The sequence below is a fragment of the Methylobacterium oryzisoli genome, assembly GCF_046557895.1.
In the GTDB taxonomy this organism is placed as follows: domain Bacteria; phylum Pseudomonadota; class Alphaproteobacteria; order Rhizobiales; family Beijerinckiaceae; genus Methylobacterium; species Methylobacterium oryzisoli.
Genome location: NZ_JBKIBX010000012.1, coordinates 39,926 through 54,743 on the forward strand (window position 1 = coordinate 39,926; position 14,818 = coordinate 54,743).

At 73.8% G+C, this 14,818-nt stretch carries 14 protein-coding genes; 6 read left to right on the plus strand and 8 right to left on the minus strand.

What is annotated here, in order from left to right; all coding sequences use genetic code 11:
- Positions 1–69 precede the first annotated feature (69 nt).
- The gene (locus tag ACKUB9_RS13765) at positions 70–756 is read right to left on the minus strand and encodes a Crp/Fnr family transcriptional regulator (RefSeq protein ID WP_238239275.1); all 687 of its coding nucleotides are present in this window, start codon (positions 754–756) and stop codon (positions 70–72) included.
- Between the two features lie 248 nt (positions 757–1,004).
- On the opposite strand from ACKUB9_RS13765, the gene ACKUB9_RS13770 reads away from it, so the two are divergent.
- Entirely contained in the window at positions 1,005–1,721 is a 717-nt protein-coding gene (locus tag ACKUB9_RS13770) for an MgtC/SapB family protein (RefSeq protein WP_407522843.1), read from the plus strand.
- A 13-nt stretch (positions 1,722–1,734) separates the two neighbouring features.
- On the opposite strand, the gene ACKUB9_RS13775 is transcribed toward ACKUB9_RS13770, so the two are convergent.
- From ACKUB9_RS13775 to ACKUB9_RS13790, 4 genes are all read right to left on the minus strand, one after another.
- A complete protein-coding gene (locus ACKUB9_RS13775; RefSeq protein WP_407522845.1) occupies positions 1,735–3,075 on the minus strand; it encodes a nucleotide sugar dehydrogenase in 1,341 nt (446 codons plus the stop codon).
- Positions 3,076–3,198: 123 nt separating this feature from the next.
- Entirely contained in the window at positions 3,199–4,437 is a 1,239-nt protein-coding gene (locus tag ACKUB9_RS13780) for a patatin-like phospholipase family protein (RefSeq protein ID WP_407522847.1), read from the minus strand.
- Between the two features lie 263 nt (positions 4,438–4,700).
- Complete coding sequence (locus ACKUB9_RS13785) at positions 4,701–6,014, minus strand: SLC13 family permease (protein ID WP_407522849.1); 1,314 nt, start codon at positions 6,012–6,014, stop codon at positions 4,701–4,703.
- A gap of 215 nt (positions 6,015–6,229) precedes the next feature.
- Positions 6,230–7,198 (minus strand): AEC family transporter, encoded by a 969-nt coding sequence (locus ACKUB9_RS13790; protein WP_407522851.1) that lies wholly within the window; start codon positions 7,196–7,198, stop codon positions 6,230–6,232.
- A 209-nt stretch (positions 7,199–7,407) separates the two neighbouring features.
- Here ACKUB9_RS13790 and ACKUB9_RS13795 point away from each other — a divergent pair, with 209 nt between their 5' ends.
- Positions 7,408–8,460: an HpcH/HpaI aldolase/citrate lyase family protein gene (locus ACKUB9_RS13795; RefSeq protein ID WP_407522853.1), complete on the plus strand. Its 1,053-nt coding sequence runs from the start codon at positions 7,408–7,410 to the stop codon at positions 8,458–8,460.
- 189 nt (positions 8,461–8,649) lie between these two features.
- Positions 8,650–9,030: a heat shock protein HspQ gene (gene hspQ, locus ACKUB9_RS13800; protein WP_407522855.1), complete on the plus strand. Its 381-nt coding sequence runs from the start codon at positions 8,650–8,652 to the stop codon at positions 9,028–9,030.
- A 96-nt stretch (positions 9,031–9,126) separates the two neighbouring features.
- Here the strand turns inward: hspQ and ACKUB9_RS13805 are convergent, their stop codons facing one another.
- Entirely contained in the window at positions 9,127–9,897 is a 771-nt protein-coding gene (locus ACKUB9_RS13805) for an invasion associated locus B family protein (protein WP_407522857.1), read from the minus strand.
- Positions 9,898–10,107: 210 nt separating this feature from the next.
- On the opposite strand from ACKUB9_RS13805, the gene ACKUB9_RS13810 reads away from it, so the two are divergent.
- Together ACKUB9_RS13810 and ACKUB9_RS13815 are read left to right on the plus strand one after the other, a co-directional pair.
- Positions 10,108–11,406 carry an AMP-binding protein gene (locus tag ACKUB9_RS13810; protein WP_407522859.1) on the plus strand — a complete coding sequence of 433 codons (1,299 nt, stop codon included), beginning with the start codon at positions 10,108–10,110 and terminating at the stop codon, positions 11,404–11,406.
- Between the two features lie 180 nt (positions 11,407–11,586).
- Positions 11,587–11,928: a response regulator gene (locus tag ACKUB9_RS13815; RefSeq protein ID WP_407522861.1), complete on the plus strand. Its 342-nt coding sequence runs from the start codon at positions 11,587–11,589 to the stop codon at positions 11,926–11,928.
- A gap of 44 nt (positions 11,929–11,972) precedes the next feature.
- Here ACKUB9_RS13815 and ACKUB9_RS13820 read toward each other — a convergent pair whose 3' ends face one another.
- Both ACKUB9_RS13820 and ACKUB9_RS13825 read right to left on the minus strand, forming a co-directional pair.
- Entirely contained in the window at positions 11,973–13,310 is a 1,338-nt protein-coding gene (locus ACKUB9_RS13820) for an SCP2 sterol-binding domain-containing protein (RefSeq protein WP_407522863.1), read from the minus strand.
- On the minus strand, positions 13,307–14,119 hold the full coding sequence (locus ACKUB9_RS13825; RefSeq protein ID WP_410824709.1) for an SDR family NAD(P)-dependent oxidoreductase: 813 nt from the start codon (positions 14,117–14,119) through the stop codon (positions 13,307–13,309). The genes ACKUB9_RS13820 and ACKUB9_RS13825 overlap by 4 nt, the downstream gene beginning before the upstream one ends.
- A 100-nt stretch (positions 14,120–14,219) precedes the next feature.
- Between ACKUB9_RS13825 and ACKUB9_RS13830 the strand changes: the two genes are divergently transcribed.
- Positions 14,220–14,801, plus strand: a complete 582-nt coding sequence (locus ACKUB9_RS13830; RefSeq protein ID WP_407522867.1) for a TetR/AcrR family transcriptional regulator — start codon at positions 14,220–14,222, stop codon at positions 14,799–14,801.
- The last annotated feature ends 17 nt before the right edge of the window (positions 14,802–14,818 follow it).

A 14,818-nucleotide genomic window follows, 5' to 3' on the forward strand; every position in this document is an offset into this window, starting at 1 on the left:
CGCTGCGCTAGGTCTTTGATTTCCCGCATTGTCTGCGACGAACCGGCATCCACTTCGTCGGAAAATGCTCTAACCGTCCTCGCGCAGGGCCTCCGCCACGCGGGCCTCCAGCAGGTCGGGGCGGCGCAGGATCAGCGCGCCGCGGGTGCGGTCCACGAGGCCCTCGCTCGCCATCACGGTGAACTCGCGCGTCACCTGCTCGCGGCGGCAGCCGATGCGGGCGGCCAGCACGTGGTGGTAGGGCGGCGGGGTGACGACCCGCTCGCCGTCCGAGCCCGCCCGCGGCGAGGACAGGCGCAGCAGCTCCGCGTAGAGCCGGTGGCGCAGGTCGAGGACGGCGTGCTCCATCAAGCGGCCGTTGAGGGCGCGCACCCGCTTGGCCAGGAGCCGCAGCAGCCGGTCGCCGATGGCGGGGGCCGCGAAGACGATCTGGCGGAAGACCGCCGCCGGCACCACGCAGAGCTCGCCCCGGGTGAGCGCCGTGACGTTGGCGGAGCGGCTGACGCCGTCGATGGCGGCGAGTTCGCCGAAGAACTCCCCGCCGCGCATCTCGCCGAGGATCACCTCCTTGCCCGACTGCGTGCGGTTGAGGATGCGCACCTCGCCCGCGGCCAGGAAGTAGACGTCGGTCGAGGCATCGTCGAAATCGACCAGCACCTCGTTCGGCTCGAAGCGCCGCCAGATGCAGCGGGTCTCGTAGGGTGCGAGGTCGACGCCCGCATCCTTGAAGAATGGAAAGACCCCCAAGCGGCCCATGTGAACGCCCCCTGCCCGCGCGCGAGCGCCGTTTTGCCACGGCGTGACCGGGCTTGACCAGCGTTGGGGATAACTTTGCGCGGACTTGTCCAGGAATCGGTCTGTCCCGGAGGTTTTCGCAGGGCGAGGTGCCCCGGCGCCGGGCCTGATCGGCCCGTCGTCTTTCGGGCGCTGGCACGCGGCGGCGAATGATGCTTTAGACCAGCCGCGCTCCGCCGCCCTTCCCCAGAGCCACCGGGATCGCCCGCATGACGGCCCTCCAGGCGTTCCAGTCCGGCGCCTTCCTCGACACCGGCCTGAGCCTCGTCGTCGCCTTCGCGCTCGGCACCCTGATCGGGGCGGAGCGGCAGTACCGCCAGCGCACGGCGGGCCTGCGCACGGCGGTGCTGGTGGCGGTGGGCGCTGCCGCCTTCGTGGACCTCGGCATGCGGCTGAACGGCAATCCGGGTGCGGTCAGCATCACCGCCTACGTGGTCTCGGGCGTCGGCTTCCTCGGCGCGGGCGTGATCATGAAGGAGGGCATGAACGTGCGCGGCCTCAACACCGCCGCGACCCTGTGGGGATCGGCGGCGACCGGGGCCTTCGCGGGGGCCGACCTGATCGGCGAGGCCGTCCTCGTGGCGCTCGCCGTGCTGGCCGGCAACACGCTCCTGCGCCCGCTCGTCAACGCCATCAACCGCATCCCGATCGACGAGCGCGCCGCGGAGGCGACCTACGAGGTGCGCCTGACCACCGACGCCGAGCGCCTCGCCACCACGCGCGACCGGCTGACCGAGCAGCTGGAGGCCGCCCACTACCCGGTGCGGGAGGTCGAGGTGGAGGATCGCAGCGAGGGCGAGGTGGAGCTCGTGGCGACGCTGGTGAGCACCGCGGTGGAGCCCGAGGAGATCGACGCGGTGGTGGCCAGCCTCGAAGCCGAGCCGGGCGTGCGGCACGCCACCTGGACCGCCCGCACGACGGAGTGAGGGACGGCGGGCGTCACGCCTTCACGATCGTCGGCCCCGCCAGCCCGTGCCGGGCCATGACGTTGCGGGTGTCCACCACGAGCCGCGCGTGGCGCCCCACCAGCGCGTAGTCGACCCCGTCGTGGTCGGTGGCGATCAGCACCGCATCCGCCCCGGCCAGCGTCTCGGCCGTGAGGGGCTGCGAGCGGCGGCCGGCCAGTTCCGAATGCTCGCGGGTCGGCGGCAGCACCGGCACCAGGGGGTCGTGGTAGAGCGCGGTCGCGCCCCGCGCCTCGATCAGGCGCATCAGGCGCAACGAGGGGCTCTCGCGAGTGTCCTCGATGTTGCGCTTGTAGGCGAGCCCCAGCACCAGGATGCGGGCGCCCGAGACGGGCCGGCCGGTCCGGTCGATCGCGGCGGCGAGGCGCTCGACCACGTGGTGGGGCATCCGGGTGTTCACCTCGCCGGCGAGTTCGACGAAGCGGGCCGGCACGTCGAACTCGCGGGCCTTCCAGGCGAGATAGAACGGGTCGATCGGGATGCAGTGCCCGCCTAGGCCCGGCCCCGGATAGAACGGCATGAAGCCGAAGGGCTTGGTGGCCGCCGCCCCGATCACCTCCCAGACGTCGATGCCCATCGCGTCGTAGACGAGCTTCAGTTCGTTCACGAGGGCGATGTTGACCGAGCGGAAGATGTTTTCGGTGAGCTTGACCGCCTCCGCGGTCGCCGCGGTCGAGACCGGCACCGTCTCGACCGTGAGCGCGCCGTAGAGAGCGCCCGCGAGGCGCCGCGAGGCCGGATCGTCCGCCCCCACCACCTTGGGGATCTGGCTGGTGGCGAAATCCGCGTTGCCCGGGTCCTCGCGCTCCGGCGAGTAGGCCAGGAAGACCTCTCGCCCGACGCGCAGGCCCCCCGCCTCCAGGCGCGGGCGCATCACCTCCGCGGTGGTGCCCGGATAGGTGGTGGATTCGAGCACCACGAGCTGGCCCGGCCGCAGGCGCTCGGCGACCGCCCGCGCCGTCGCCTCGACGTAGGAGAGGTCGGGCTCCCGGTGGCGGGTGAGCGGGGTCGGCACGCAGATCAGCACCGCGTCGGGCTCATCGAGGCGCGCCAGATCCCCGGTCGCCGCGAAGGCCCCGGCCCGCAGGGCCGCGCCCAGCGCCTCGCCTGGGATGTGGTGGAAGGCCCCCTCGCCCCGGTTGAGCGCCGCCACGCGCTCCGGATTGGTGTCGAAGCCCAGCACCGGGAAACCGGCCCGCACCGCCGCGAGCGCGAGCGGCAGGCCGACATAGCCGAGGCCCACGATGCCGATCAGGGCGCGGCGCCCGGCGAGCTTCTCCGCGAGAGTCTCGGCGAGTTCGGTCTCAGGCGCCATCCTCTGCCCCGCTCCGGTCCCCGGGCGGGACTTGCCCAAGCGATCTTGCCCAAGCGATCTTGCCCGGGCGTCTTGCCCGAGCGGGTCTTGGGCGGGCGCCGGCCGCCTGTCAAACGGCCGCGCTCAGCGTATCGCGGCGCGGCGGCCCTCGGTCTCGGCCCGCACGGTGCTGGTGGTGATGGCGTCGGGGCTCCAGTCGAAGGCGGTGCCGGCCTGGCCCACGCGCTCGCCGTGGGCGAACAGCGCCCGCATGAAGTCCCGGTCGAAGGGCGCCTTGGAGGTGCGGGTGAAGCGCTGGTCGATGAGGGCGACGTGCAGCGGCAGCCCGGTGCGCGCGGCGAAGCCCTTGGTGAGCGCGATGGCGCCGGCCGTCTGCGCCCGGATCGCGGCCGAGAGCGAGCGGCCGAGGATGCTCAGCATCGTGCGAGAGGTGACCTGGAAATCCGGGGTGAGCCCGTTGTTGACCACCACGTAGAGTTCGGGCGCGGGCAGCCCCTCGGCCTCCGGATCCTGTCCCAGGATGGTGCGGCCGGGGGCGACGAAGAACGGGGCCGTGGTGCCGCCATCCGCGTGCATCTCCTGGAAGCGCTTGCCCCCGGGCCCCTCGGCGTCGATCATCACCGGCGGAAACACCCCCGGGATCGCCGCGGAGGCGAGCATCACCTCGCGGAAGAGCTTGAGGGCGGACGGCCCGCCCGCGGCCGCGATGGCGCCCATGTCCCACAGGACCGGGCGACCGCTGTCGATCTCGGTGGTGACCACGAGGAGGCGGCGGCCCTTGCGGTGCTCGCCCGCCACGTCGGTGAGGAGCGCCGGCGTGACGCTGCGCTCGATCTGGCGCTTGAGCGGCCAGGTGTCGGTCAGGCTCTCGCCGCTGCCGCCGAACTCGAACACGTCCGCGGCGCTCACCTCGGTGTAGGCCTGCTGCAGGGCGGCGTCGTAGCGGCTCCCCGCGAAGGCGAAGGGTGCGATCAGCGCGCCCGTGGACACGCCCGTGACGACCGCGAAGTCCGGCCGGGTCCCGGCCTGCGACCAGCCCTTGAGCAGGCCCGCCGCGAAGGCGCCGTTCTCGCCCCCGCCCGAGACGGCGAGCCAGGGCGCCGCACCCGCCCGCGGGGCCGCCGCCAGGAAGGCGCGGTAGGCCTGCGGGTCGTCGCCGGCCAGGCGCACGCTCGTGGGCAATCCCTCGGGCTTGGCGGCCGCGAGATCGGCCGCCGTGAACTCCACCCGGGCCGTGCTCCGCGCGCGGTCGGGCGCCGGGCCGATAGGCGCCGGGCCGGCGAGCGCCGGGGTCAGCAGCATCAGGCCGGCCAGAAGGGTTGCGGCGCAGGGCATTCCCCGCCGCCGGAACGATCCGGACATCGTTGTGGTCCTCCGCCACCCGCCTCGCTGCGTCAACGTCGGGTCCCTTGCGCCGTTCCGCCGATCCCGTTCGCAGGTGCGAAAACGCACCCGTCGCCCCTCACGGGCCGGCAGATTGTTCAGATCCCAGCCTCGATGAACCCAGTTTCCACGCAGTTCTAGAGGATACGCCGCGGCGACGGTCAAATCAACCAGCTGCCGCGGCGAGAGGCAAATCTTACGGGGGACTTGACGAGAACTTTGAGCCGGCTGACGGCCCGGGATCAGGGGGTGGCCGGGCCGATCCAGCCGAGCAGGCGGAACCACGCGTAATCGAGGGGCGCCAGGACGAGGAGGGTCACGGCGGCGACCGCGAGGCACAGGCGCAGCCCGTCGCGGGCCGGCACGCCGGCCATGCCCATCGCCACCACGATCGGGGCGGCCTGGTAGGGCATCAGCGGCGTCGCGTAGCCGATCACCTGCGTCATCACCACGGTCGCGAGCGGCAGGCCGGTCGCCTCCGCGAGCACGCGGGCGAGCGGGGTGAACAGCGCCGGGGCGGCGCTGCCGGTGACGACGGCGCTCAGCGCCAGGGCGACCCCGATCAGGGCGGCGAAGCCGAGGGCCGGCCGGGCCGGATCGAGCGGCAGCCCCGCGATCAGGCCCTGCCCGATCGCATCGCCGAGGCCGGAACGGTCGACCATCGCGGCGAGCCCCAGGATTCCCGCGATGTACAGGCAGGTGCGGATGTTGACGCCCGCGGAAAAATCCTCGGCCGTCAGGAAGCCGACCCGCGGCAGCAGGCACAGACAGGCGCCCGCAAGCCCGATCCAGGCCGGCTGGATGCCGTGGAGCGCGTCGCTCGCCCACAGCCCGAGGGTCGCCACGAGCAGGAGGCCGAGGCGGCGCTCCTCCGCCGTGAGGGGCGGCATCGGCTCGGCCGGGACCGGCCGGGGCGCATCGCGGAAGAGCGCGCAGAGGCAGCCCGCCAGCACCGCGCCCTTGGCGAGGCCGAGGATGGGCGCGTGCAGCAGGAGGTAGGACAGGTAGGAGACGCGCAGGTGGTAGGCGCTCTCCGCCGCCCCCGTCATGACGAGATTCGGCACGTTCGCCGGCAGGATGCTGGCCGAGAGCTGGAAGGTGCCGAAGCCGACCGCCAGCGCCAGCGCGATCCGCCCGCGCTCCGAGAGGCCGCAGCGCTCCGCGAGCGCCAGCACCACCGGCATCAGGAGGGCGATCCGGCCCATGTTGGAGGGCATCACGAAGGCGAGCGCGTAGGTGAGCGTCACGGTGCCGCCGACGAGGCGCGGCCAGGAGCCCGAGAGGTGCGGCGCGAGCAGGCGCGCGGCCCGCGCGGCGAGCCCGACCTTGCGGATCGCCGCGCCGATGACGAAGCCGCTCAGCACCAGCCAGAAGGCGGCCGACTGGAAGCCCGCGAACACCGCCTCGGGCGGGCTCGCGTGCAGCACCATCGCGGCGGCGAAGAACAGGAGCGCGGTGAGGTATTCGGGCAGGCGCGCGCTCGCCCAGAGCAGGATCGTCGCCCCCGCGACGAGGGCCGGCAGCAGCAGGCCGCCCGGAGCCAGAGCCGGTCCCATGAGGGGTACCTCCCGAGATCCGCCCCTCCGGGCGGCGCATCCTTCGGAGAGTCGCACGCGGCCGGCGCGGCCGACATGCGTGATTGCGCCAGCCGCACTTCGCGGGGCGCGAAGGCCCCCGCCCTCGTCGGACCCGCCCCGGGGCAGGTCCGACGAGGCTTCCGCTCCCGCCTCGTCTTCGCCGCCGGACCGGTGACCCCTTCGGCGAACGAGGCTCAGAGCCCCGCCACCAGCCAGCCGGCCCGCACCGCGAAGACGAAGCCGGTGAGCGTCAGGATCGAGGCCAGCGTGCCGGCGAGCAGGCAGGCGGAGGCGCGCTCGGTGCCGAGCCCGTACTGCGAGGAGACCACGAAGATGTTGAGGGCCGGCGGCAGCGCCGCCATCAGCACGCCGGCGGCGATCCAGACCGGGGGCAGGCCGCCGATCGCCGTGAGGACGGCGAGCGCCAGAAGCGGGTGGATCAGGAGCTTGATGACGACGAGCGCCGCTACCTCCGGCGGCGGCAGACGGGCGGGCCGCAGAGCCACCGTGAGGCCGAGCATGAACAGGGCGGTCGGGGCCGCGGTCTGGGCGAGCGAGCCCGAGATCCTGTCGAGGACCACCGGCAGCCGCAGGTGCAGCCCTCCCGCCGCGAGGCCCGCCGCCGCCGCGAGGTTGAACGGGTGGGTGGCGATCCGGACCGCGACCGTGCGGGCGGCGGCCGAAAAGCCCTGCCGCTCGACCCCCGCGAGCGCCATCAGCAGCGGCACGAGCGTGAACAGGAAGAGGTTGTCGAACACGAAGACGAGCGCCACCGGCGCGCCCGCCGCCGGCCCCAGCGCCGCCAGCACCAGGGGCGGTCCCATGTAGCCGACATTGGCGTAGGCGCCGGCCATGCCCTGGAGGGTGGCCTCGGCCAGCGAGCCGCGGCTCGCCCGCAGGCCCACCATCAGCGCCAGCCCGAAGGCGAGCGCGGTGACGAGCGTCGTGGCGGCGACGAAGCGGCCGTTCATCACCTCGTCGAGGGGCTTGTCGGCGACGAGGCGGAAGAACAGGCAGGGCAGCGCCACGTAGATGACGTAGAATTGCAGCCACGCGAAGCCCGCCGCGCCCTCCGGCCGCGGAAACAGCCGCCCGGCCGCCCAGCCGACCGCGATGAGCCCGAAGAAGGGCGCCAGCAGATCGAACAATGCCTGGAAGTCCACGTCCCCGTCCCCGCAGGACCGCCGCGCCGGGCGATCGTCCCGTCTCTCGCCCGCCGCGCCCCCGCCGCCCGGACTGGACCATCGGCGGAGCGCCCGCGCCTTTACGCTGACGCAGCCCTTGCACTAACCCTCGCGGCAGAGCCAGGGCAGCGGACGCGCTTCCCCGCCCCGCGCGGCGCAGGGCTCGCCGCCGCCAGGAGACCATCGCCATGAAACTGCCGCGCCGCTTCTTCCAGCCGCTCGCGACGGGCGCGCCCGCCCCCTTCCGGGACCTGCCGGTGCGCCTGGAGCGGATGATCCACTTCGTGCCGCCGCACAACGACAAGGTCCGCGCCCGGGTGCCGGATCTCGCGACCCAGGTCGACGTGGTGCTGGGCAACCTGGAGGACGCGGTCCCGGCCGACCAGAAGCTCGCGGCCCGCAAGGGCTTCATCGCGATGGCGCAGGCCACCGACTTCGCGGCGGCCGGCACCGGCCTGTGGACGCGCATCAATGCGCTCAACAGCCCCTGGATCCTCGACGACCTGATCGAGATCGTCGGCGCGGTCGGCGATAAGCTCGACGTGGTGATGGTGCCCAAGGTCGAGGGACCGTGGGACATCCACTACATCGACCAGCTCCTCGCCCAGCTCGAAGCCCGGGCGGGCGTGGGCAAGCCGATCCTCGTCCACGCCATCCTGGAGACCGCCGAGGGCGTGGCCAACGTCGACGCGATCGCCAGCGCCTCCCCGCGCATGCACGGCATGAGCCTGGGGCCGGCCGATCTCGCGGCCTCGCGCGGCATGAAGACCACCCGGGTCGGCGGCGGCCACCCGGATTACCGGGTCATCGCCGACCCGGTCGAGGGGGTGGCCGAGCGGGCGAGCGTGCAGCAGGATCTCTGGCACTACACCATCGCCAAGATGGTGGACGCCTGCCAGGCCAACGGCATCAAGGCGTTCTACGGCCCCTTCGGGGATTTCTCGGACGCGGCGGCCTGCGAGGCCCAGTTCCGCAACGCCTTCCTGATGGGCTGCGCGGGCGCCTGGACGCTGCACCCGAGCCAGGTCGCCATCGCCAAGACGGTCTTCGCCCCCGATCCCGCCGAGGTCGCCTTCGCCAAGCGGATCCTGGAGGCGATGCCGGACGGCACCGGCGCGGTGATGCTCGACGGCAAGATGCAGGACGACGCCACCTGGAAGCAGGCGAGCGTGATCGTGAACCTCGCCAAGCTCGTCGCCGCCAAGGATCCGGACCTCGCCCGCACCTACGGGCTCGGCTGAGCCGCGCCGCGGCGCGGGGCCCGCGGGCGCTCCGCACCGCCTTCGGCACCGGTCGCCCTGCCTGCGGCGCCTGTCGCGCAGCCTGCGGCGCCGTTCGCGCCGCCTGCGGCGCCTGGACGGCGTGCATTCCCGCGCCGCCGGGACTATGTGGGCGCGATGGAATCCCGTCCGCCCGCCGGTTCGACCGCCATGCCCCCGACTACCATGTCCTCGACCGCCGATCCTTCGTCCGGTCCCGTCGCGATCCGCAGCGCCAAGTTCAACATCGGCGCGGTGGTGCGCCACCGCGTCTACCCGTTCCGCGGCATCATCTTCGACGTGGACCCGGTCTTCGCCAACACCGAGGAATGGTGGCTGGCGATCCCCGAGGAGGTGCGGCCCGCCAAGGACCAGCCCTTCTACCACCTGCTCGCCGAGAACCAGGAGACCGAGTACGTCGCCTACGTGTCCGAGCAGAACCTCGTGCCGGACCATTCGGGCGAGGCCCTGCGCCACGCGCGCATCCCCGAACTCTTCGTGCGCGACGCCGCCACCGGCGCCTACCGGATGCGGGGCGAGAGCGCCAACTGAGCGCCCGCGCGGCGCGGCGCGGCACGGTCCCAGACGCGAAGGGCCGGGCGTCGCCGCCCGGCCCCGGTCTCGCGCGTGTCGGCGGGGAGCCCGCCCTTACTTCGGCGCCGCGTTGGCGGCCGGAGCGGCCGCGCCGCCCTTCTGGGCTTCGAGCTGCTTGCGCATCTCCTCGCTGCGCTTCTCCAGCTCGGCCTGGAGCTTCTTCTGCTGCTCCTCCAGCACCTTCGGGTCGATCGGGGCGCCGTCGAAGGCCTTGCCGAAGCCGGCCAGCGGCACCGCGAAGGTGACCTCGCGCTGCGCCTGGTTCTGCACGCTCACGTTCATGGTCGTGCCCTTCTTCATGGCGGCCACCATGTCGTCCTTGAGGCCGGGCACCTCAGCGAAGCAGCCGTTCGGGAAGCAGACCGCGTAGCGGCCGGGCATCGCCTGGCCCTGGTCCACCCCGAAGCGGATGCCGGGCTGCAGCAGCAGGCCGAGGGGCAGCAGGAAGCGCACGATCTTGGTGCTGCCCTGCGGGCCCCTGAGGTCGTAGACCGCGGCGGCGAGGACCGGCTGGCCCTGCTCGGAGACGAAGTCGCGGGTGGTGTAGCAGACCTCGGCGCTGGTCGCCTGGTCCTTGCCGCAGACCTTGGTCCACTCGGCCTGGGACGGCTCGGACTTCACCTGGACCACCTGCGGGCCGTTCTGCGGGGCGGCCGCGTTCGGCGCCGGCTGGGCCGGGGCGGGCTGGGCCGGCTGCTGGGCCGGGGCGGCCGGCTTCCTGGCCTGGGCGAAGACCGGCCCGGTCGCGAGGCCGAGCCCGAGCCCGGCCAGGGCGAGGCAGGCGGCGGCCTGGTGCGGGCGCGCGGAACGAGTCGCGAAGAACATCAGGTGGAACCCCTCGAAACGGCTTGGTGCTTGAAGCCTCGGCCGCGCGTGCGGCGGTTGGGCGATGTGCGGGGAGCGCGGCCGGCGACCTGGCTCGACCTCCGGCCGCCTGCTTCCCCGCGGATTGAGGCGAAGACATGACCTTCGGACGCGGCCCCATAGCCCAGGAGGCCCCCGCGTGGCGAGACCGATCTTCAGGATCTCTTAACCATGTCGGCCGAGGATTGCCCCGCGGGGATGGGGTGTGCGGTGGCGGCTCTACTGGCGGCGAGACGGGACGGCGCGGTGCCCGGGACGGGCGCGGAGCCCGCGCGGACGCTCGGGCTCTCCGCGCTCCTCGGCGCGACCGCCGACCGCTTCCCCGACCGGGTCGCCTTCATGGACCAGCCCGACAAGCCGGACTGGTGCGGGCGCCCGGCCATCACCTGGACCTTCGCGGCGGCCCGCGAGATCGCCGCCCGCCTCGCGCAGGGACTCGCCGCGCTGCCCCTGCCGCCGCGCAGCCCGGTCGGGATCTGCATGGCCGGCATGGCGGAGAGCCACCTCGCGCTCCTCGCCGTCGAGCAGGCCGGGCACCTGCCCTGCCTCCTGCACCCCGCCTGGGACGAGGCGCGCCTGCTCCAGGCCGTCGAGGCCGCGCAGATGCAGGCGGTGCTCACGCAAGGGCAGCTCGGGGCCGAGCGCCTCGCCGAGCGGCTCTGCCGGGTCGCGGCGCGCTACTTCCCGCTGCGCTTCGTCGCCGCCTTCGGCCCGCACGTGCCGGACGGCGTCATCGGCCTCGACCGCCTCGTCCTCGACCACCGCGGCGAGCCCCGCGGCTCCGGCGAGGCCGCGGGGCTCGTCACCTTCGCGGATCACGGCGACGGGCTCCGCCCGGTCCACCGCAGCGCGGACGCGCTCGCGGCGGCGGCGGCGCACGGCCTCGTGCCCACCCGGATCGACCCGGGCGACCGCATCCTCACCCTGCTGCCGCCGAGCGACCTCAAGGGCCTCGTCACCGGGCTCGCCGCCGCCCTGCTCGCCGGGGCCACCCTGGAATCCCATCCGGTCTTCCGGGCCGATGCCCTGGAGGCCGCCCTGGCGCGCCCGGGGCCGACCCATCTCGTCGCCCCGGCCTGGATGGAGGCCGGGCTCACCCGCGCCGGGCTCACCGCGCGCCTGCGCACCGTCACCTACGTGCACAAGGCGCCCGGGCGCCTCTCCGGGCGCGCCCCCGGGCGGCCGAACACGGTCGACGTGGTGGCCTTCGACGAACTGGCCCTGGTGACCGGACGGCGCGACGCGGGCGACATCGCCCTCGTGCTCGCCGCGCCGGAGCGGGCCGCCGGCGGCGGCCTGATGCAGGTGCGCCGCGAGCCGGACGGCCGGATCGCCTTCCGCGGGCCGGCGAGCGCGGCCGATCCGTTGCGCCGCGGTAGCGCACCGATGGAAATTGAGGATGAGTGGCGGGCCTCCCGCTACCGGGCGACGCTGTTCGCGGGCGTCGCCACCGCCCTGGCCGAAGCCTGACCGCCGGGCCGGCTCGCCGACAACGACCCGTGTCATGCCAAGGAGTTGCAGCCGATCGCTGACACCGCGTCTCATCCCGCGGGAGCGCCCCGGCCCCGGCCTGCCATGAACCTTCGGCGGCTACAGGCGTTATTGCTGCGGTGCCTTCACGAAAGGCGCGCGATGGGCTAACGCTACATCATGGGTGCGCTGCAAAAAGTCCTCGTCGTCGATGACGGCCACCGCGCCGTCGACCGGGCCCTCTCGGCGGAGCTGGCCGAGCTCGGCTATGCCAGCGTCACGGCCTCCCTCGAAGCTGCCGACGACGTGCTGGCGATGATGTCGCGCCCCGCCGCCGTCCTGCTGCACGTGCCGCCGCGGGAGAACAGCACCTTCCGGATGCTGGCCGAGCGCCTGCGCGAGCAGATGCGGAGCGCCGGCGTGCCGGTGATCGTCGTGGACGGCGCCGACATCCAGAGCGGCAGCCCCATCGACCTGCAGAGCCGCATCGGCACCCGCGTCCTCAACGAGCCGGAATTCTGATCCTTTCGGAGGCCGGCCCCGCGGCGGCGCCGGCGTCTCCCCCCTCACGCGGGAAAGCAGCGGCCGAAGGCGGCGAGCAGCCGCGGCGAGCCCTTCAGGCGCAGCCGGCCGGTGGCGATCAGACGGACGAGCCCCGCCTCCCGGTTGAGGAACCGGACCCACTGTGCGCCGTCGGCGGTGATGCGCAGGTCCGGCTCGCCGACATGGCCCTCCGCGACCGCGATCCGCCGGTGACGGATCGTCACCGTGGCCAGCGCCGCCTCGCGGCCCGTGAACGCGAAATGGTACACGGCCGCGAGGTCGCCGGCCCGGCCCGGCTGGAACGACAGCGGCATGCCGGAGAGGAACCCCTTCACGGAGGTCGCGCGCGCACTCTGGCGCACGAAGCGGAGGCGCTTGTGGGGAAAGCGCCGCGCGACGTGATCGGCCGCATCGCTGCCCCGCACGACGTAGACCGGCTCGCTCCTCTCCCGCAGCGGGTCGACGACGGCGCGCAGGTGCCCGGCCTTGTCGGCCAGGTACGGCCCCAGCACGTCCTCGCCGGCCGGGCACACCGCGAGGCAGTAGGCCGCGTTGTAGCTCGGGCCGTAGGCCAGGCTCTGCCAGCGCGCCACCGTCTCGGCGTAGCTCTGCTTCTCCCGGTACGCGGCGACCGAGCCGCTGCCGGCGACATCCTCGACGAAATTGACGAAGCCGCCCATGAACTGCTGGTAGTTGTGGTTGAAGCAGGCGGAGAAATCGAAGAATCCGTCGGGCTTGAGCGCGCCGACCGGGCAGGCCGCCACGCACAGCTTGCAGGTGATGCAGGGATTGCCGTCGAGCGGCGTCGCGAGCGCGTCGACCTCGGCCGCGAGGAGCACCGTGTTCAGGAGCACGAACGAGCCGAACCGGGGATGGATCAGGCTGCGGTGAAGGCCCATCCGCCCGAGGCCCGCCGCCTCGGCCGCGCGCTTGTGCGACACGATCCAGCCGCGCTCGGGAAAATCGTCCATCTCCATCGGGAAGGCCATGGCCGGGTTGAGGGCGCGCACGCCCGCATCCTCCAGCCGGCGGACGATCCGGCGGGCCACCGCATCGAGGTCATGGCCGGACTGGTGGAATTCCAGGTTGGCGACCGAGCGCGCGGGCGAGCGCACCGCCTCGCGGTGCATGCGCCCGACCAGGACGAGCAGCGTGCGCGCCGCCGGAAAGGCCTTCAGGACGAAGGGGCGCTCCTCCCGCACGCCGGGGTCGTCGATCGAGACGAGCCCGCCATCGTCCGCGCCGCAGGCCCGGGCGAGCGCGAGCAGGTCGTCGCTGCGCAGCCGGGGCACGTCGCCCGCCGCGGGGGGCGCGAGCCGGACCGGCATGCCGTCCGGGTCGGGGTGCCGGGCGGCCGTCATCGCGCCGTCATCCCGGCCATGACCCGGCCCATCATGAGCACGCGGCCCACGCGCGGCAGGGGCTTCAGGGACATCTCGAGCGCCTTGGCGAGCAGGCCCGGGCGCACCGTCGCGCCGCGCCCGAGCGCCCTCAGCGTCGCCGCCGCGACCGCGTCCGGCGTCTGGCCGGAGGTGATCCGCATCGCCGCCCGCTGGCCGAAGCCGCTCAGGACCGGTCCGGGGGCCGAGGCCAGCACGTCGACGCCGCGCGGCCGCAGCTCGGCGTGCAGCCCCTCCGCGAGGGTCTGCACGTAGGCCTTGGTGGCGGCGTAGTTGGCCGCGCGCGGCACGCCCTGGAACGCCACGAGCGAGCTCATCAGGACGATGCCGCCGCGCCCGCGCTCGACGAAGCGGCGCGCGAAGGCGTGGGTGAGCTGCGCCAGCGCGCGGCAATTGACGTCGATCATCGCGAGCTCGGTGCCGGGATCGCCGTCCACGAACGGCCCGGAGGTGCCGAACCCGGCCGCGGCGACGAGCAGGCCGACGTCGCGATCCGCCGCGGCGCGGGCGACGCGCTCCACCTGCGCGGCCTCGGCGAGGTTGGCCGCGAGCACCCGCGCCGCGATCCCGTGACGGTCCTGCAGCTCGCGCGCGAGTTCGGCGAGCGCCGCCTCCCGGCGCGCCACGAGGACGAGGTCGAGCCCCGCCGCGGCGAGCTGCCGCGCGAAGGCGCGGCCGATCCCGTCGGACGCGCCGGTCACGAGCGCCACGGGTCCGTAGCGGTCCCGCAGCGCGGAAGAGCCCGCGAGGGCGGATGGGGGGAGCGGCATCGGGATCACCTCCTCGCCGAGTAAGATGTCAAGCGACATCCATTTGCGATGATGTCACCCATCATCTAATTGTCAACGGGGTGGTGCAGCGGAGTCCGGGATGCGCGTGTCCAAGGAAGCGGCGGCGGCCAGCCGCGCCCGCATCGTCGCGGCGGCGGCGCGCCTGCTGCGCGAGCGCGGGATCGAGGCGACGAGCCTCGCCGACGTGATGGCCGCGGCCGGCATGACGCACGGAGGCTTCTACAAGCACTTCCGGTCCAAGGACGACCTCGTCGCCGCAGCGCTGGGGGCGGCCTTCGCCGAGCATGCGGAGCGGTTCGCGCAGCGCCGCGCGGCGCACGGCGTCGAGGCGGCGCTCGGCGCCTACGTGGAAGAATATTTTTCGCCCGAGCACGTCGCCCATCCGGGTCTGGGCTGTCCCGTCGCCGCGCTCGGGGCGGAGACGGGCCGCGGCGCGGCGGAGGTGTCCGCCGCGCTCGCCCGCGGCGTCGAGGAGACGATCGCGCGCCTCGTCGCGGCCGCGCCGCCCGGATCGGACGGCGCCGCGGCCCGGGCGGCGGCGATCCGCCGGCTCACCGCGATGGTGGGCGCCGTGATCGTCGCGCGCGGCGTCGGCCCCGGCGCCCTCCGGGACGAGGTGCTGGCGGCCTGCGCCGGGACGGAGGATCCGCGGGTCCCCTGACCCCGTCCCCGCTGCGG